Annotated in this window: 16 protein-coding genes; 8 read left to right on the top strand and 8 right to left on the bottom strand. The window is 65.1% G+C overall.

Going from position 1 to position 17,866, the window contains the following annotated elements:
* Positions 1-110: 110 nt before the first annotated feature.
* Positions 111-1,316, top strand: coding sequence for a glycosyltransferase family 2 protein (locus SMA01S_RS24200; protein ID WP_169804229.1), 1,206 nt, complete (start codon positions 111-113; stop codon positions 1,314-1,316).
* Positions 1,298-2,089 carry a DUF5672 family protein gene (locus SMA01S_RS12505; protein WP_157093926.1) on the top strand — a complete coding sequence of 264 codons (792 nt, stop codon included), beginning with the start codon at positions 1,298-1,300 and terminating at the stop codon, positions 2,087-2,089. The genes SMA01S_RS24200 and SMA01S_RS12505 overlap by 19 nt, the downstream gene beginning before the upstream one ends.
* 39 nt (positions 2,090-2,128) lie before the next feature.
* Here SMA01S_RS12505 and SMA01S_RS12510 read toward each other — a convergent pair whose 3' ends face one another.
* Entirely contained in the window at positions 2,129-3,445 is a 1,317-nt protein-coding gene (locus SMA01S_RS12510) for a capsule polysaccharide biogenesis protein (protein ID WP_245649260.1), read from the bottom strand.
* A gap of 322 nt (positions 3,446-3,767) precedes the next feature.
* Here SMA01S_RS12510 and SMA01S_RS12515 point away from each other — a divergent pair, with 322 nt between their 5' ends.
* Positions 3,768-5,147, top strand: a complete 1,380-nt coding sequence (locus SMA01S_RS12515; RefSeq protein ID WP_245649261.1) for an LTA synthase family protein — start codon at positions 3,768-3,770, stop codon at positions 5,145-5,147.
* Here SMA01S_RS12515 and SMA01S_RS12520 read toward each other — a convergent pair.
* Positions 5,128-5,904: an SDR family NAD(P)-dependent oxidoreductase gene (locus SMA01S_RS12520; protein WP_066822579.1), complete on the bottom strand. Its 777-nt coding sequence runs from the start codon at positions 5,902-5,904 to the stop codon at positions 5,128-5,130. The genes SMA01S_RS12515 and SMA01S_RS12520 overlap by 20 nt on opposite strands.
* A 200-nt stretch (positions 5,905-6,104) precedes the next feature.
* Between SMA01S_RS12520 and SMA01S_RS12525 the strand changes: the two genes are divergently transcribed.
* The gene (locus SMA01S_RS12525) at positions 6,105-6,662 is read left to right on the top strand and encodes a sterol desaturase family protein (protein WP_245649262.1); all 558 of its coding nucleotides are present in this window, start codon (positions 6,105-6,107) and stop codon (positions 6,660-6,662) included.
* A 39-nt stretch (positions 6,663-6,701) separates the two neighbouring features.
* On the opposite strand, the gene SMA01S_RS12530 is transcribed toward SMA01S_RS12525, so the two are convergent.
* The 5 genes from SMA01S_RS12530 to SMA01S_RS12550 all read right to left on the bottom strand — a co-directional run bounded on the left by SMA01S_RS12530 (position 6,702) and on the right by SMA01S_RS12550 (position 12,118).
* Complete coding sequence (locus SMA01S_RS12530) at positions 6,702-7,895, bottom strand: glycosyltransferase family 4 protein (RefSeq protein WP_066822583.1); 1,194 nt, start codon at positions 7,893-7,895, stop codon at positions 6,702-6,704.
* Positions 7,895-9,205, bottom strand: coding sequence for a capsular polysaccharide export protein, LipB/KpsS family (locus tag SMA01S_RS12535; RefSeq protein WP_369405668.1), 1,311 nt, complete (start codon positions 9,203-9,205; stop codon positions 7,895-7,897). The genes SMA01S_RS12530 and SMA01S_RS12535 overlap by 1 nt, the downstream gene beginning before the upstream one ends.
* Positions 9,206-9,700: 495 nt before the next feature.
* Positions 9,701-10,309: a histidine phosphatase family protein gene (locus tag SMA01S_RS12540; protein WP_066822393.1), complete on the bottom strand. Its 609-nt coding sequence runs from the start codon at positions 10,307-10,309 to the stop codon at positions 9,701-9,703.
* Complete coding sequence (locus SMA01S_RS12545; protein WP_066822585.1) at positions 10,300-11,130, bottom strand: 3-deoxy-manno-octulosonate cytidylyltransferase; 831 nt, start codon at positions 11,128-11,130, stop codon at positions 10,300-10,302. Before SMA01S_RS12545 ends, SMA01S_RS12540 begins: the two co-directional genes overlap by 10 nt.
* Positions 11,123-12,118: a KpsF/GutQ family sugar-phosphate isomerase gene (locus SMA01S_RS12550; protein WP_066822394.1), complete on the bottom strand. Its 996-nt coding sequence runs from the start codon at positions 12,116-12,118 to the stop codon at positions 11,123-11,125. The genes SMA01S_RS12545 and SMA01S_RS12550 overlap by 8 nt, the downstream gene beginning before the upstream one ends.
* Positions 12,119-12,275: 157 nt before the next feature.
* Here SMA01S_RS12550 and kdsA point away from each other — a divergent pair, with 157 nt between their 5' ends.
* Positions 12,276-13,124 carry a 3-deoxy-8-phosphooctulonate synthase gene (kdsA, locus tag SMA01S_RS12555; protein WP_174543134.1) on the top strand — a complete coding sequence of 283 codons (849 nt, stop codon included), beginning with the start codon at positions 12,276-12,278 and terminating at the stop codon, positions 13,122-13,124.
* Between the two features lie 26 nt (positions 13,125-13,150).
* On the opposite strand, the gene SMA01S_RS24850 is transcribed toward kdsA, so the two are convergent.
* On the bottom strand, positions 13,151-13,501 hold the full coding sequence (locus SMA01S_RS24850) for a hypothetical protein (RefSeq protein ID WP_169804230.1): 351 nt from the start codon (positions 13,499-13,501) through the stop codon (positions 13,151-13,153).
* A gap of 95 nt (positions 13,502-13,596) precedes the next feature.
* On the opposite strand from SMA01S_RS24850, the gene SMA01S_RS12565 reads away from it, so the two are divergent.
* The 3 genes from SMA01S_RS12565 to SMA01S_RS12575 are packed head-to-tail and all read left to right on the top strand — an operon-like array spanning position 13,597 to position 17,787.
* Positions 13,597-15,261: an efflux MFS transporter permease gene (locus tag SMA01S_RS12565; protein WP_245649264.1), complete on the top strand. Its 1,665-nt coding sequence runs from the start codon at positions 13,597-13,599 to the stop codon at positions 15,259-15,261.
* A gap of 1 nt (position 15,262) precedes the next feature.
* On the top strand, positions 15,263-16,378 hold the full coding sequence (locus SMA01S_RS12570; protein ID WP_066822398.1) for an HlyD family secretion protein: 1,116 nt from the start codon (positions 15,263-15,265) through the stop codon (positions 16,376-16,378).
* Positions 16,378-17,787 carry an efflux transporter outer membrane subunit gene (locus SMA01S_RS12575; RefSeq protein ID WP_066822588.1) on the top strand — a complete coding sequence of 470 codons (1,410 nt, stop codon included), beginning with the start codon at positions 16,378-16,380 and terminating at the stop codon, positions 17,785-17,787. Before SMA01S_RS12570 ends, SMA01S_RS12575 begins: the two co-directional genes overlap by 1 nt.
* Positions 17,788-17,866: the final 79 nt, after the last annotated feature.

The following is a 17,866-nucleotide window of genomic DNA, read 5'->3' on the forward strand; positions in this document are numbered from 1 at the left end:
TTATTGGGGCGATTATCCTTGGCGGCGACAGTGCGACGACGCGTGCGAGCCTCGCTGCGTCCTTTGGTCCCGGTCTGGCCGTTTTCGACTCGTCGTCAGCCCTGCCCTCATTGAACCGTCCGACCTGGCTGCTTCCGATCCGCGCGGGAGATGAGGTTTCACCAGCGCTCGGGGCGGTATTGGCCGTCCAATTGAACGGCTGCCCAGCGCGGCTCGTCTATTGGGACGAGGATCAGCAGATTCAGGGACTTCGGAGCAAACCTTGGATAAAACCGGATTGGGACCCCCTGCTGTTCGCAACTCATGATGGGCTTGTCGGCAGCTGCGTGCTGCGCGCCGATGTTATAGGGCAAGAAACCGTCGCGGACTGGTCCGCACTCTCGCTGACGATCGCTGAGAGCGGCTCAGCTCCTCTGCATTTACCCCTTGTCCTCACGCATCGAAGCGAGCCGCGCCCTAAAGCAGCACAACCAGCGGCCGTCCCTGCGCCACCGGTCGCGATCAGCGTGATCATTCCGACGCGCGATCGGGCCGAACTGCTCGAATCGTGTCTAGGCGGTCTCGTGAGTACCCGATTCCCCGGAGAGCGCGAGATCATCGTGGTCGACAATGACAGCCGCGAGCCCCGGACAAAGGCGCTTTTCGAGCGCCTGGAAGCGGAAGACGTGCGAGTGATTGCACGGCCAGGTCCATTTAACTTCGCGGCCTTGATCAATGCCGGCGTCGCATCGGCGCGAGGTGACTTGGTATGTCTGCTCAACAATGACGTCGAGATTACCGCGCCGGATTGGTTGCTGCCGATGGCGGCGTTGGCGGTGCGCGAAGACATTGGCGCGGTAGGCGCTCGATTGCTTTATCCCGACGGAGCGATTCAGCACGCCGGCGTGGCGTTGGGCATCGGCGATGCCGCCGGACATGTGGATAAGGGCGTCAAACCCGTTCCGGGCGAATTCGCGCCGTGGCATGGTGAGACCCGCACGGTATCCGCGGTCACCGCCGCATGCCTCCTTGTCGGTAGAGCGAAGTTCGTCGAGGTCGGCGGAATGGACGAAGAAACATTCGCCGTCGATTTCAACGATGTCGATTTGTGCCTTAAGCTCGCGGCACGTTCCTGGCACACTATCTATTGCGCGCAGGCGACACTGGTTCATCATGAGTCACGCTCGCGCGGTAAAACTCATCAGGGTGCGGACCTCGCACGGTTCGAGAAGGAGTTGGCCGCATTGCGCGCCCGCTGGGGCACCGGCGCTATTGCCGATCCACATCACAGCCCCTTGTTTCGTCGGCAATCTGAACGATGCCTGCTGGCATTCTAACCCGGGAGGACGCGGCGATCCGCGACTTGCCAGACGTGACCTTGCTGGCGGTAACCGGCGTTGCATTGTCTGCCACAGCACGCGCTCTGAACGTGTCTCAACGCCGACTGCGCTTTGGTGAAACACTTTTCCTGAGTAATCGCCCGCCACCGCCGAACACGGCGGCGGAATGGCGACCAATCCCGCCGATCGGGTCGCGATCCGAATATTCCCGCTTCATGTTGAGAGACCTCGCAGTCCATGTCGCGAGCCAACACGTCCTCTGCGTTCAGTGGGACGGGTATGTCCTCAACCCCGACCAGTGGGACCCGGTGTTCCTCGACTATGATTATATCGGTGCGCCTTGGCCTCATTTCGCGGATGGCATGCGCGTCGGCAACGGCGGCTTTTCGCTGCGATCTCGTCGACTTGTCGAAGCCTGCGCGGCAATCCCAATCGCCAATGAGGCTGAAGACGTTGCGATCTGCCGCACCCATCGTCCGATGCTGGAGAAGCGCTTCGGGCTGCGCTTTGCACCGGAAGAGATAGCTCGGCGCTTCGCATATGAGCGCATGAGTCCGACTGGGGAAGAGTTCGGCTTCCACGGCGCCCTCAACATGGTCGGCCTTGTACCGTCCCGCGAGCTCAGGTCTTTGCTGAGCGAGCTCGAACCCAGCCTGTTGAATCGACGCGAACACCGCGAGCTTCTTTACAGCGCGCTCCGCCGGCGAGATCTGCGTTTGGCAGCGGTCATTTGGCAGCGGCTGTACAAGGCGGGGTCGAGAAGGCGCTGAATCCCGTGGAAGCGTCTGATCTGTTGCAAAAACCCTCGCTTATCCGTGACGGATATGGTCTGCACTCGCCGCAATCTTCAACGGGCTTGCAGCCTCCAACCGTGCGATCGCTCCCGGGATCAGCTTTGCGAGGGCTTGTTCGGAGAAGAAACCACCCGCCACAAGGCAGCGATCGATCAGCACGCGCCGGAACGCGGCGAAGGTCTCCGGGTCGGGCTTTCCGGGATCACGCCAGAAATCGTCGAGCGGCCCCTGATAGGTAATGCCCTCGATGTCGTACACCGCCTCTCCGAGCGCGATCACCGGCACATTGAGCGCCAGCGCCAATGTGCCACTTGTGCTGTTGATCGTCACCATGCCCTTGGAGCGTTGCGCAACCGCCACGATGTCGCCGCCCTCGAGATAATCGACGCGGTCGTTCAGCCCATATAGCTCGGCGAGCGCCGCGGTCTCTTGCCGCCAATCGCGCACGCCATTGTCGAGCGGATGCTCCTTTACGACCAATCGCATCTCGGGCGCCGCGTTGGCGGCGAACGACGCGATCACCAGCCGCAACGCATCGGCGATCCCCGCGAAGGGCGAATGGAGACGGATCTGGGCGTCGGAATCGAGCTGTAGCGGAAAGATCACGTAGGGGCCGCCGCTTGCCTCGAGCGCGGCAAGCACCTCGTGCGTCCGTGCAGCCGCAACCCTGCGCCGCATCAATCGACGCGTCCAGCCCATGCCCTCGACCAGCGGGTGCCAAGGCCGATGATTCTCCCAATAAGGATAGCGCCACCGCGTCAGCACGTCGGCAGCGTTATAGATCAAGCCCTCCGTGGCACGACGGCGGAACGAAGATGGCACCGGATGGTGCTCGGGCGCTGGAGGGAGTGCGGCGGCCTGGGCGCGATACCAGGCCGGGTCGCGCGGCAAGGTCGAATGCCCGTTGACGCCACCGAGTTCGAGCGTGACCCAGTCGGGACGGATATAGCCCTCCTCGAACACGTGAACCGGAATATGGAGATCGCGGCAGACGCTGATCGCCACCATATGCATCGGACGGCAATCGCCGAAAAGAACGACGTCGGTGATCTGACGGTCCGCGATCAGCGACGTAAGCGCCGCCGGCCATTCCGCGGGCGATCCGCGATAGTCGATGCCGTTGGGCAATCTCCAGAACAGCCGGTCTCCGCCATTGAAGTTGACCTTGTGCACGCCATAGCCATCGCACCGCAACGCCTGTCCGAGGCGGCGGAACAGCGGCCCCATCAGGCCCTGCAACAGCAGGACATTTCGTCGGGCAAGCGGGCGCGCCTCGCCGGGCGCCGCGACCTGCGGCATCACTTCCGGGCCACCGGTAAACATTTCTGGCATTAGTACTTTTCTCTTTTCCAAACCGGCAGCGACCCCTCACGTGCCGACCCGGCGGATATAGATCGTCGCGCCCATTTCCAAGTCGTGTCTCGACCGACCGGGGCCGTGACAGCCGCTGGGCTGCCCGCTATGGAAGATCACCTTCTGTAACCGCGGCCGGACGGCGTGGCTCAATCGAGACTGACGGCGCGACCATCCTGTGACGAACGGTTTGATTTCATTTCTGGCGATGTTGGCGGCATCGGTGTTGCTCGACGCGACCGTACGTCCGCGCTCGGCCCGCCTGCGACGCTGGCAGGGATTATCGCTTCACCTGCTGGTCATGACGAGCGTGTTCGCACTGTGGCTCGCCGGCTTCGGCAACGCAACGGCCGCGGCGGTCCTGGCAATTGCGGCGATGGCGCTCTTCACGGTCGCCTCCAACGCGAAGTACAAGATGCTGGGCGAGCCACTCGTCTTCTCCGATCTGGCGTTGATCGCGGGCATCTTCCGCCACCCGCGCTTCTATTTCACCGCAATACCGGCGCGCCAACGCTGGATGGCGGCTATCGGCACGTCAGCAGCAGTGATCGCGCTCCTGCCGCTCATCTCGGCCCGCCCGCAGCCCCATTTGATGGGAGTCGGGCTATTGCTGTTGACGAGCGGCGCCGTGTGGTGGTTGTTGCGCGCCGGACGGTTCGATTCGATGGCGACGTCGCCCGACCTCACGGGCGACGTCGCCCGGTTCGGCTTGATTGCGGCGTTGCTGCTCTATTGGCAGCGTTGGCGGCGCACACCCGACCCCCGGCCTTGCCCCACGCTTGCCCCGATCGGCGACCTCGCTAGTCCAGCGGCGCCCCAACTCATCGTCATGGTCCAATGCGAATCATTCGCCGATCCCGTTGAGATCACGGGGGAAGCGTTGCCGGCCCTGCCCGGGTTGGATCGCGCCAGGGCAATCGCCTGGCAGCATGGCGATCTTCATGTCAGCGGCTTCGGCGCGTATACGATGCGCACCGAATATGGCGTGCTATTCGGCCGCAGCGAAACCGCACTCGGTTTCCGGCGCTACGATCCCTTCCTGTCCGCGCAAGGAGAGGCTTCCTATGCGCTCCCGGCGCGGTTGGCGGGCGCCGGGTATCAGAGTTCTTTCGTCCATCCGCACGACCTGCGCTTCTACAGCCGTGATCGCTTGATGCCCGCGATCGGCTTCGACGAGGTGGTCGGCGAATCGAGCATTGCGCCGGTACCCGTGGGCGGCGGTCGCTACGTCGATGACCGGACGCTGGGCGCGACGCTCGTCGATCTGGCGAACCAGGCCGCCACCCCGAGACTGATCTATGCCGTGACGATGGAAAATCACGGCCCATGGGACAGCGAGAATGCGCGAGACGCGGCCGGACGGCTAGACGCCTATTTGCACCGCTTGCGGAGCAGCGACGCCATGTTGGGCGACCTCATCCAATATCTATCGACCGACGGCCGGCCAGCGCTGCTCGTCTTCTTCGGCGATCATCGGCCAAGCATTCCGGGCGTGACCGCACCGGGCGGCGCGCGCCACACGCCTTATGTTGTCGTACGGTTCGATGCCGACGGACGGATCCTGAAGGGCCAATCCGCGGCGATCGATCTCACGCCCGCCGCCTTGCACCATCTCGTTCTCCGGTGTGTGCAGCCTGATATCGCGATGCCCGATTCGGCGTTCAATCACTCGGAGGGGTGAACGCGAGCAACAGTCGGTCTCTCAACACCCCTGGCAACAGGCGATCGGCCCATCGCAGCAATATGAACGGCCAGGGAAAGATCGCATGCGCCTGCCCCCGCGTCGCCGCCCTTGCGATACGCGCCGCCGCGTCCGAGGGTTGCAATACGAACGGCCGGGGGCCGGGAGCCTTTCGCCCGCTGGGAGTATCGATGAAACCGGGTGAGACGAGCGTAATGTGGACGCCATATTGCTTCACGCCCAGCCGCAGAGCCTGGGCAAAATGCGCGATCCCGGCCTTCGATCCGGCATAGGCGGCGGCAAAGGGTAACGCATGAAACCCCGCCGCCGACCCGACCAGCACGATCCTCCCTTCGCCCCGTCGCGCCATGCGACCCGCTAGCGCAGCGGCCATCGCGCTCGTGGCGACGAAGTTCACCAAACCCAATCGTGCGACCTGCGCGGCATCCTCGACCAGATCGCCCGGCGCTCGGGTATCGCCCATGCCGGCGACCAACAGCGCCAAGCCGATCGCGCCCGCGTCATCCTCTTGCTCGATCGCGGCGATCGCCGCCGCGCTGTCGCACAGGTCAAGCGAGCGAACCGCAACTCCTGCCCCCGCGCTCCGGCATCTCGTCGCGACGGCTTCCAGTCGTTGGCGATCGCGGCCCCATAGCATCAGCGTGCAGCCGGGCGCGGCATAATGAAGCGCCAGCGCCGCTCCCAAGCCGCTCGACGCGCCGGTGATCAGGATTCGATTCGGTAGTTGCGCCTTCATGGTGGGCATATGACGGCTTCAGGATGGGCATTCCAGGCGATCTGCCCGTGTTTCGACCATAACGGCGGCTTTTTGCTGCATTGCAACTTGACGGGGATCGGCGCGGTGGTCATGCCCGGGTGGTCGATGGGAAAAAACGACTGTTCGATATGAAGTACGGGTCCGCTTCGCCGCGTATCAGGTTGTTTCGCAACGATTTGATGGAGCAGCTCACACTGGTTTCGCCGCCGGTGTTCGCGCTGACATGGACGGCGTTCCTCGCCGTTGCCGTGTACGCGAGCTGGGGAGTCGCAAGCCTTCCGGTATCGATCGCGCTCGTCCTGCTCGGCATGCTGACCTGGACGCTGTTCGAATATGCGATGCACCGCTTCATCTTTCATTTGAAGCCGAGGTCGGCATTTGGCCGCGCGTTTATTTTTCTCGCGCATGGCAACCATCACGCGGCGCCCGGCGATCGTTATCGCAATATCATGCCGCCGCTGGTGAGCGTTGTCCTATCAGCCATGATTTGGGCAGGGCTATGGCTGCTGCTCGGGCCGATCGGATCGGTATTCTATCTGGGCTTCGGGATCGGCTATGTCGTGTACGACACCGTCCATTATGCCTGCCATCAATTGCCGATGCGCAGCCCGCTGCTGCGCCATTTGCGGCGACACCATATCCGGCACCACCATGCCAGACAGGAAGGTAATTACGCGATTACCGCCACCTTCTGGGATCGCCTGTTCCGAACCGAAATCGCCGCCAAGCGGCGTTAGAAGCCGCCAAGCGGCGTTAGAAAGCGCGCGGCGGCGCGATCATAGCCGCAATTCGTCGATGGCATCGCAGACGATTGCGATATGGTCTTCCCAGGACGGCGGCCGCCACTGCGCCAGGCGCTGCTTTTGTGCCAGGTGCAGCGGCCCACCGCGGAAATGATCGAGGATGTACGCGGTCCAGTTAGGACCGTCGAGCGGATCGAGGAAGTCGGGAACCTCTCCTCCCGCCTCACGCAGCGCCGTAAGATCGCTGCAGATTACGGGGGTTCCCACCAACAGCGCCTCGGCGACTGGCATGCCATAGCCTTCCGCGAACGACGGCAGGAGCAGCGCGCGCGCACCGCGCAGCAGCGTTTGCATGCGCTGATCCGAACAGCCGTTGAGTTCCTCGACATGCCCGCGCAACGCCGTGCAGCGCTCGAGCATGTCGATCACCTGCTCGTTCTCCCAACCGCGGCGCCCGACGATGATCAGGCGGGGAATGGCGTCGCCGGGGAGCTTGTCGGCCATGGCCCGCCATAGATTGAGCAGCAGCAGGTGGTTCTTGCGCGGTTCGATCGTGCCGATGCAGATAAAATAGGGCTCGCCCGGTGCGGCATCCGGCGGGGCGGGCACGGGATCGCCATGTGTGCCGAGCAGCGCGATGCGCACCTCGACATTGCGCCCCGCCCGCTCGAGCCAAGGCCGCAACGAATCGCCCGTCGCACCAGAATTGACGATGATGCTGTCGGCCAGGGCCGCGATCGTTTCGATCCGCCGCTTGTGCAGATCGGCGCCATTGGGGCGCGCATATTCCGGATATTCGATGGGAATCAGATCGTGGACCAGGCACAGGAACCGCGCCTGTTCGCGCTCGAGAATGCGTCGGACGAGCGCGGGGCGCGTGAGATGATGCGGAGATGCCTGGACATAGACGCTCCCCGGGGATGCGCGCGGCCGTTCCGGCAACAGGCCGAGCAACGACGGTAGAATCTCGAACAGCGAGCGCGGTTCGGCGCCGCCCTCCTCCGCTTCCCAGCGCCTTTCCAACATGTCGAGAAAGCGCAAGACCTTCTCGTTCGGGAGTCGGCCGTAGAGGCCGAACGGATGGACGGCGGCGAACCGCAGGCGATCGCCGAAACGCGCGTGCAGCCCGCGCGCATAGGCCATCTCCACCCGGTCGACGCCCGAAGGTGTGTGATGCCGGGCACGCGACACCAGCCGCGACAGGTCGAGAATGACGTCTCCCTCCATCAGGCCCACCGTCTCACCAGCCGCCCCTGGGCCTGGCGAAGCTTGGTGACCCAGCCGAGCCGGTTATGCGCGGCGCCGTCGCCGAACCGCCTGATCAGGACTTCCGGCGTGCATGGCAGCTCCGTCACGGGGTCGAGATAGCGCGGATAGACGATCAGGACCGCCGCGATCAGTTCGTCGAGCGTCAAGCGCCGCCCGCGCCGGTCGGGCACCTTGGCAAGGTCGCGAGTCAATCCCCAACCGGCATAGAAGGGCACGCCATGGCAGGTCACGTCGCGCTGTCGCAGCAGCGCTTCGAACCCGGTGAGCGACGTGAGCACATGGACCGCGTCGACCTTGTCGAGAAGGGACGCCATTCCGCCGCCACGAACGATGCGGTCGGCGTGGACGAGCGCGTCACTGTCGGGCACCGCGCCCTTGCGGTGGCCGGCATCGACGTCCGGATGCGGCCGGAACCAGATTTCGGACTCCGATTCGAGCACGCGCACGCGACGCAACAGGTCGAGGTTGCTCGACAGTCCGCCGCCGCCGAACCGTACGGACATGTCGTCCTCCACTTGCCCGGGCACCAAAACCAGTCGACGCCCGGCCTGGCGAGTTGGAAAGGCATGCGCCGCGCCATTGCCATATTTGCTGATTCCCGCCGCGACGATGGTCTCGCGCAGCCGTGCGGCACGTACCAGCAGCGCCGGCGAGAAGTCGCCGCCGGCGATGACGTCTTCGAGATCACTCGGCCGGGTGGGGTCATAATGGATGCCGCGTCGATCGACCGTTACCGACGCGGGCGGCACGAGGTTGCTGCCGAGCCCGACCGAACGCACAAAGCCATCCTCCACGCGCACCAGCGGGACATTTTTCTCGGCCGCCGACGCCGCCATGCTGTCGGACACGCGCGACGGCCAGATCGCGACGCCGCCGTCGTGCCGCGCGGCAAAGGAAAGCGCGCGCGCCTCGGACCGGAAGAACCGCATCGGGTGCTGAGGCGTCCACAGGAACCGTGCGATCTCGCGCCGCTTCCACCAGCTGAAGCCGCATGCCGCGACAATCCGCCGATTGGAGTCGAGTGCCCGGCGCCAGTCCCCCAGCAGAGTTACCGTCTCCTCGATATCCGCGTCCGTCCCGTCGAAAGGATCGCGATACCTCACGCGCGCGACGTCTTCGGCAACGATCCGGCGGAGCCGCGCGACATCGTCCCCGGGCGCGCCAAAACGACCGGCGGACAAGAAGCGAACGCGCGCACCGGCGATCACGGCGATCGCCACCCATTCGTCGTCGCCATGCGCAACCAACGTCGCCGCGCCGCCGAGCACCGACCAGGGATCGATCTGGCGGTTCCTATGATGGGCCGGCCGCTTTGCGCCGCACGCATCCTCTGCGAATGAGAGTCGGATGGCGGTACCCCGCTCCACCTCCGTCAACATCGATCGAGCCTGCTCGACATCGTCGTCCGAACGGCAACGGAGGATCACTCTCGCTCCGGCTCCTTCGCCCGGCGATGCCCAAAAGCATCCACCGACCCGGGCATCGCGAATCGCGACGAAAAGGCGATCGATCGCCTCGGGTGACAGTGCGGTCACGGCGTCGGCATCTGCTCGCGTGACCGACGCATCGAGGCCCGGGAATGGCGGCGCGCGGAGAAGGGGGGCGCTCATCGGCGGCCGCAGTCCGCGCGTTTCTGGCGATCGCGCCACGCCCACGCGCGCCTTCGGCGCAGCTGGCAGCAGCCCGGTCTCGTGGACGGAAGCGAACGGGCACAGCTCATCGCCCGGCTTTCTCTTAATGCCCCTGCCGATGCAAGCGGTGGGTCATGGCCGCTGATCCCACGCGACCAGGCGGAGTTCACCCCGCGCGCGCGCGATCGAACCATAGGCCCCGGTGCGAAGCTTCAGCGATGGCAGCGCCGATGCCTGACCACGCAGCCGTTCGTCGGAAAGTAGCGCGAACCGTGCCGCACCGTTGCTGGTGACGATCAGCACGTGTCCGCGGCCAGTCTTCCACAACCCCTGCCAACCCGCGATCCGGCGGTCGGAATCGACGATCCAGCCGTCCGGCGCCCGCGCCTCCCTATCCCAGGCGACAAGCGCGTCGTGCCCGATCCTAGCTACGACATCGCTATCGATTCGCCCCTCGTCGGGACCATGATCGATCTCCGTCAGCCAATCGGCGGATTCGACGACCGGTGCTCGCGGCTGGCTGGCGAGAATGGCGTCGATCGTCGCGCGCGTTCGCTGCAATGGGGCTGCCAGCGCCCGGTCGAAAATCATTCCCTGCTCGGCAAAACTGCGGCCTAGGGCCTGCACCTGACCCAGACCGCTCGCGACGAGCGGCAGGTCGGTACGCGCACCGATCCTGCGCGGCGCTTGATCGGCATCGAAAGTATTGCCGTGCCGGACGATCGTGACGATCAGATCCACGACAGATGCGGCTCGCCGTGCTCGTCGATGAGGCGCTCCGCCATCGCAACGTCGGCCGGGGTGTCGATCCCGGACATGGCATGAGGAAGGGCCGCGACCTCCACCGTGAGAATATCCTCGCCCGATTCGAGGAAACGCAATTGCTCCAGTCCTTCGAGGAGCTCGTAAGGCGTGGGCGGCGTCGCCTCGAAGCGCCCGAGCGTCTCGAGTCGATAGGCATAGAGGCCGAGATGCCGGAAAACCGGCGATAGCGGGCCATCCTGCCGCAGCTGTGCCTCACCGCGAATTGCGGGGATCACCGCTTTGGAAAACCATAATGCGCATTGGTCGGCACGCCGGGCGCAAGTCGTACCGCTGAACGGCGAGGTCTGCTTGTGCCGTCGCAGTGTATCGAGCGCCTCCCACGACAGGCGAACGACCGGTGTCGCCACGCCCACGGTCGAACCGCGCAGCGCAGCGATCAGCGCGGCGATCGTCGCCGGCTGGACAAAGGGCGCATCCCCTTGCAGGTTGACCACCACGGATGGCGCAATCTCGCGATCGCGTGCGGCTGCCCAGGCACGACCCGAACCGGAACTGATCGCGGCGTCGGTGATGATTGCGTCACATCCCAGGCTCCGGGCGTGATCCAGGATCCGTCCATCGTCGGTCGCAACGACGACCTCGGCATTGCCGACCCGCCGCGCCCCTTCGTGCGCGACGGCGACGACTCTCTCCAATAGCGTGCGGCCCGCGATCGGCATCAATGGCTTCCCGGGCAGGCGCTGGGAAGCGAAACGAGCCGGAATAACGATCAGTGCGGGCGACTCGTCCTCAGGCAACGCCAGCACGAAGGATGTCGTGGAGGTGGATCACCCCGACCAGTCGCTCATCCTTGCAAACGAAAAGCGCCGAAACGGCATTCTCGTTGAGGATGCGCAGGGCGTCTGACGTGAGCGTATCGGGAGACACCGAAATCGGCGTCGCGGTCATGTGATCACGGATATCGTCGCCGAGATGCTTGGCCGTAAAGCTTCGCCGAAGATCGCCGTCGGTGAAGGCGCCGACAAGGCGGCCGTCATCATCGACCACGGCGGTGCAACCATGGCGCTTGCGACTCATCTCGATCGTCGCGTCGACCAGGGTGGCACCAACCAGCACTTTCGGAACGTCGGCGTCGCGCGCCATCAGCTGGGCGACTGTCGTCAGTCGCGCGCCCAGGCGGCCGCCGGGATGGAACGTCAGGAAGTCCGACCTGGTGAACCCGCGCCGCTCGATCAGCGCCACCGCCAAGGCGTCGCCGAGCACCGCTTGCACCGTGGTCGACGACGTCGGTGCCAATTCGTTCGGGCAGGCCTCTCGAACCCGAGGCAGTACCAGGCAGATGTCGGCCGCTCGACCCGCAGTGCTTTCCGCATGCGCAGTCGCAACGATCAGCTTTACGCCGAAGCGGCGGCAATAGCTGATGACATCGCCGAGCTCGGTCGTTTCGCCCGACCAGCTCAGCGCCATGACAATGTCATTGCGACCGATCATGCCGAGGTCGCCATGACTTGCCTCGCTGGAATGCATGAAGAGCGAGGGCGTGCCGGTCGAGCTCATCGTCGCGGCGATCTTGCGGCCGACCAGCCCGCTTTTCCCCATGCCGGTCACGATCAAGCGGCCCGACAGATCGGCGATCATCGCCACTGCATCGAGGAAGCTCGCGCGCAACGGAGGAGACCGCAGCGCCTCTCCGAAAGCTTCCAGCGCTTCGATCTCGATTTGCGTGGTGCGGAGAGCAGAGTGCAGACCGGATTCGGCCAGGAGATTCGCAGCGGGGGCCTGCATAAAATTCCTCAAATGCCATACATCGACAACGGGTCGATGCTCTCTAGTCCGCTATCACATTGACTTCCAGCGATTCTGAAGCGCAGGGCGTCACTATGTGAGCATTCGTCGCACTAGGCGACCGGCGTATCGCATGGCAAGTAATCTGAGGGGCAATATGCATCTTTGCGGGCAAGAGATTGGTCCAAATCGGCGGCTTTTTTTCATCGCCGGCCCCTGCGTTATCGAAAGTGAGGCTTTCGCGCTGGAGACGGCGGCGCGGCTTCGCGCCATCGCCGAGCGGCTCGGGGTGCTGCTGATCTACAAAAGCTCGTTCGACAAGGCCAACCGCAGTTCAGGCGCTTCCTTTCGCGGCCCTGGCATCGAGGAAGGGCTGCGCATCCTGGAGAAAGTCCGCGACGAGACTGGCCTTCCCGTCTTGACCGACGTTCATTCCGAAGACCAGGTGAAGGCCGTCGCTCAGGTCGCGGACGTACTACAGACGCCTGCCTTCCTTGCGCGGCAAACCGATTTTATCGCGGCGGTGGCTGCATCTGGCAAGCCGGTCAATATCAAGAAGGGGCAGTTTCTGGCGCCAGGGGACATGTCTCACGTCGTCACCAAGGCCCGGCTGGCCGCAGAAGCGGCCAGCGTTCCGACTGACAATTTCCTGGTGTGCGAGCGCGGTGCAAGCTTCGGATACAACAACCTCGTGTCCGACATGCGCAGCCTCGCCATCATGCGCGAGACCGAATGTCCCGTGGTGTTCGATGCGACCCATTCGGTTCAGCTGCCGGGTGGACAAGGCGACCGCTCGGGCGGCCAGCGCGAATTCGTCCCCGTCCTTGCCCGCGCGGCGGTCGGCGCCGGCATCTCCGGGCTGTTCATGGAAACGCATCCCGATCCCGATCAGGCGCTGTCCGATGGACCCAATAGCTGGCCGCTCGATCGACTTGAGCCGTTGCTGGAACGGCTGCTCGCGATCGATTCTGTAGTGAAAGAGGGGCGTCTCGAGGAAGCCTTCTAGGCGGAACGCCATATAACTGGCAGCGTTCAATCGCCATGTTCGCCCATGTTCCAATTGCGGTAGGAATCCAGCTGATATGCTGGGGGATCGGCCACCTGCTCGGCGCGCCCGCCCGGGCATCGATCTGGATCGGGTGCTTCGCCGGCGCCGCAGTGTGCGTCATGCGGGAAATCACGCAGCGCGAATATCAGTGGATCGAGCAGTTCGGCCACGGCCGGCGCGCCAACATGCCAGGCTATGCCGGGATCGAAGTATGGCAATGGAATAGCCATTCGGTTTCGGAAACGGTCGTGGCCGTGCTGGCGTGCGTGATCGTGGCCGTTGTCGTGACGAAGCGAGCATAGACGGCGCGCGTCGCCAACGAAGGCGCGCGCCATGCGACTTCGCCGGCGGTGCGATACTGGCGAATTGAGCGAAAGCTGGTAACGCTGGGCGGTCGGTGATGGGTGACCGGCATGCCAGGGGCAGACGCGTGACGGACTATGTCTTCAAGCCGCACGAAAGGCCGACGCTGCCCGGGTCGCCGGCCAATCCCGATCACCCGACGAGCCGCAGGCTGCTCTATTTCCTGATCGGTTGTCTGATCGGGATCACCGGCGGACTGGGCAATGCGCTGGTCACGGTGAACCTGAACTTCGCGCAAGGCACGCTCGACCTCTACACCAACGAAAGCGCGTGGCTGACCGGCGCCTATTTCATGACCAATGTCACGGCGAACCTGTTGCTGGTGAAGTATCGCCAGCAATTCGGGCTGCAGCCGTTCATCCGCTATTCGCTGGTCGCCTATGCCGCGACGACGCTGATGCATTTGTTCGTCCACGATTTCTGGACGTCAGTCGCGGTGCGGGCGATGAGCGGTATCGCGGCGAGCGGCCTGTCGACGCTGACCATTCTCTATTTCTTCCAGTCGCTTCCCGCGGCGAAGCGGCTCGCCGGGGTGATGATCGGGATCTGCATCCCGCAACTGGCGACGCCGTTCGCGCGCATCCTGTCGCCGCATTTGCTCGAATGGGGCGATTGGCACAATCTCTATTGGCTGGAATTGGGCCTGGCGCTCGCGACGCTGGCAGCGGTGATGAGCCAACCCTTGCCGCCGAGCGAACGCGAGAAGGTGTTCGAACCGGCCGATTTCCTGACCTTCGGGCTGCTCGCGCCGGGCCTGTGGCTGCTGATCGCCGTCCTGTCGGAGGGGCGGATCGAATGGTGGACCGACCAACCCTGGATCGGCTGGGCGCTCGCCGCGAGCATCGCGCTGATCGCCGCCGCGGTGATCGTCGAGCACAATCGCGCCAACCCGCTGATCAACACACGCTGGCTGGGCAGCCGCGAGATCGTGCGACTGATGGTGGTCGCCGCATCGGTGCGTATCCTGTTGTCGGAACAAGCCTTCGGATCGGTCGGTCTGCTCAACGTGCTGGGGCTGATCAACGACCAGATGGTCACCCTGAACTGGATCATCGTGCTCGCCTCGATCGCCGGGCTGGCCACCGCGGTGCTGACGTTTCGGCCGAACGACGTCGCCCCGCCGATCACCGTCGCGGTGATCCTGATCGTGATCGGCGCGTTCATGGATGCCGACGCCACCAACCTGACCCGGCCGAGCAGCTTCTATGTCAGCCAGGCCCTGATCGGCTTCGCCTCGCTCCTGTTCCTGGCGCAGGCGATGGTGATCGGCATCGCACGGACCTTGCTCGCCGGTGGGCGCAACTTCGTCAGTTTCGTCGTGCTGTTCGGCCTTAGCCAGAGCGTCGGCGGGTTATTGGGCAGCACGTTGCTCGGCACCTTCCAGGTCATGCGCGAGAAATTCCATTCGCACGAGCTGGTGCAGCGCATCGTGGCGACCGATCCCCTGGTCGCGGCGCGGCTGCGCGCGAGCGGCGGCGCAATCGCCGGCGTGGTCGGCGATCCGACGCTGCGCAGCGCGCAAGGCGCGGCATTGCTGAGCCAGCAGGTCTCGCGCGAGGCCAACATCCTGGCGTTCAACGACGTTTTCCTGCTGGTCGGGGTGCTTGCCATCCTGATGGCGCTGTGGGGGTTCGTGATCCGCTGGTCGATCTGGCGGCGGGGCGAAGCATCGCCGGTTGTGTTGCTCCAGCAGCAGATGCAGGCTCAGGCGCAAGCTCAAAAGGGGCAATGAGATGAGCGACCAAACGCTGCCGGACAAGACAATAGCCGACGCCCAGGTCGATCCGGCGCCGTCGAGCTGGAATCCGCCGGCCAAGTCGCGGACCACCGTGGCGGTGATCATCGTGCTGGCACTCTGCGCGATCCTGGCGATCCTCTACGCTTGGCGGTTGCCGCCGTTCGTCGGCTGGTCGGAAAAGACCGACAACGCCTATGTCCGCGGTCGGGTCACGATCATCAGTCCGCAAGTCAGCGGCTATGTCACGCACGTCACCGTTCAGGATTTCGCCGAGGTCAAAGCGGGCCAGGTCCTGGCGACGATCGACGACCGCATCTATCGCGCCCGCGTCGCCCAGGCCGAAGCCAATGTTGCGGCGCAACAAGCGTCGCTAGCCAATTCGGCGCAAGCGCAACGCTCGCGCGAAGTCGCGACCGAGGCGCAGAATGCCGGCATCGCCAACGCCCAGGCGCAATTGGTCAAGGCGCAGGCCGATATGCGCCGCGCCCGGGCGCTGGTCGCCGACGGATCGATCTCGGCCCGCGAATTCGACCAGACGCGCGCCGCCTTGCTCGCCGCCGAAGCGGGTGTACGCCAGGCCCAGGCCAGCCGCGCGATCGGCACGCAGGACGTCCGCACCGTCGTGGTCGGACGCGCCGGGCTGGAGGCATCCGTCGAATCGGCCAAGGCGCAGCTCCGCCTCGCCCAGATCGACCTCGACAACACGATCATTCGCGCGCCGGTCGACGGCCAATTGTCCGAGATCGGGGTGCGCGACGGCGCGTACGTAACAGCCGGCACGCAATTGCTGTCGATCGTGCCGCACAATGTCTGGGTGATCGCCAATTACAAGGAGACGCAGACGCGCGACATGACGGTCGGGCAGCGCGCGACGTTCAAGGTCGACGCGCTGGGCGGCGCGCGGCTCACCGGGCGGATCGAAAGCCTGTCGCCGGCCGCCGGTTCCGAATTCGCGGTGCTCAAGCCCGACAATGCGACGGGCAATTTCGTCAAGGTCGCGCAGCGTATCGCGGTGCGCATCGCGATCGATCCGGGACAGGCTGCAGCGGCGCGGCTCAGGCCCGGCATGTCGGTCGAGGTCAACATCGACACCCGTGGCGGACGGCGATGATGAGAAGGCGGCACGCCGCGCCATTGCTGGCGATTCTCCTCACGTCGTGCGCCGGCCCCCCGGTGAGGACCGCCGCGGTGCCGCCGGTTGCGCCGGCGCCGGCCTGGCGCACCGATGCCGGCCCGACGGCGCCGATCGACCGCGCCTGGTGGCAATCGTTCGGCGATCCGGTGATGGCGTCGCTGATCGACCAGGCGCTGGCCAACAATACCGACATCGCGATCGCCGTGGGGCGCGTGCGCGAAGCGCGTGCCAACCTCGCATTGGCGCGCGCGCAGCTGTTGCCGACCATCGACGCCGGCCTCACCGGCGGCCGGTCGCGATCGGTCAGCCCCTTCGGCCAGCCCTCCGAGCAGAATGCCGCACAGCCGCAAGTCCAGGCGGCTTATGAAGTCGATCTGTTCGGCCGGCTCGCCGACAGCAAGGCGGCGGCGCGCGACGCCTGGTTCGCAAGCCAGGCCGCACGCGATTCGGTGCGGCTGTCGGTCGCAGGGGCGGTGGCGAGCGGCTATATCGCATTGCGCGGGCTCGACGCTCGGCTCGAGGTCGCGCGGGCGACGGTCGCGGCGCGATCGGAATCGCTGCGGCTCGCCCGCTCGCGCGTCGGGCGTGGCTATTCGCCCAAGCTGGAGTTGCAGCAGGCCGAAGCCGAATATGACGCCGCCGCGCAGATCGTCCCGCAGATCGAGCTCGCCATCGCGCGGACCGAGAATGCACTGAGCCTGCTCACCGGAGAGACGCCCCAGGCGATCGATCGCGGCCTGCCGCTTGACCGGCTGACGGTACCGGCGATCCCCGACGGCCTGCCATCGGAACTGTTGCGGCGGCGGCCCGACGTCGCCCAGGCCGAGTTTCAGCTCGCCGCGTCGGACAAGTCGCTGGCCGCCGCGCGCAAACGGTTCCTGCCGCAGGTCCGACTGAGCGCATCGGCCGGCGCGGCGTTTTCGACTCTGCTCGCCGATCCGATCACGCTCTGGTCGATCGGCGGCAGCATCCTGGCGCCCCTTTTCGAAGGCGGCCGGCTGACCGCGCAGGCCGAAGCGGCCGGCGCGCAACGCGACCAGGCGGCGTTCGCCTATCGCCGCGCCGCGCTCATCGCCTTCCGCGAAGTCGAGGACGCTTTGGCCGGCGCCAAGCGGCTCGACGAGCAGGTTGGGCTGGCTCGCGCGCAACAGGACGCGCTGGCGGAAGGATTGCGACTGGCGACCAACCGCTATCGCGAGGGCTATTCGCCCTATCTCGAACAGCTCGATGTGCAGCGTGGGCTGCTTGGCGCCCAGCTGTCGCTGATCCAACTTCGTGCTGATGCGCTGACCGCGCGGGTTCAATTGTTCCAGGCGATGGGCGGCGGCTGGCAACGATGCCCGACCGCAGGAGACACCTGCGTACCGGAGATTGCCGGCTATTGATTGCCAAGATGGGATCGTCGCACCTCGGCCCGGCATAGCGGCCAGATAATCCGCAGCTTTTTTCGCCGCTACGGCTTGC

This window comes from Sphingomonas mali NBRC 15500, from assembly GCF_001598415.1.
In the GTDB taxonomy this organism is placed as follows: domain Bacteria; phylum Pseudomonadota; class Alphaproteobacteria; order Sphingomonadales; family Sphingomonadaceae; genus Sphingomonas; species Sphingomonas mali.